The organism is Methylobacterium sp. AC690 (genome assembly GCF_979256535.1).
This window is the reverse complement of record NZ_CEEDOX010000069.1, coordinates 1-292: the sequence shown is the minus strand read 5'-3', so window position 1 is coordinate 292 and position 292 is coordinate 1. Positions and strand designations below refer to the sequence as shown.

The 292-nt window shown below is 66.8% G+C and carries 1 protein-coding gene; it reads left to right on the top strand.

The genetic code is table 11. From position 1 onward, the window contains the following. Window positions 1-98: 98 nt before the first annotated feature. A partial coding sequence (locus AC0IY1_RS25360) for a hypothetical protein (protein ID WP_471773343.1) occupies window positions 99-292 on the top strand: 194 nt, incomplete at its 3' end.

Sequence of the window (292 nt, the reverse complement as noted above, 5' to 3'; positions counted from 1 at the left end):
GTTGAACTGAGGGTCACTGCGCCTCGATCTGAAGCCTGGGCACGCACCTTGCGTTTCCAGGTCGGCGAGCACACCGCCTCGCCTCAAGGAGACGCCCCATGAAGAACATCCTCATCGCCACCCTGGTCGCCCTGAGCGCGCTCACCACCACCGGGTGCGCCGTCACCAGCGGCCAGACCACCGTAGGCCAGTACGTCGACGACGCCACCGTGGCCACCCGTGTCAAGGCTCGCTTTGCCGAAGACCCGGGCGTCAGCGCCATGCGCATCCAGGTCGAGGCACTCAAGGGCAC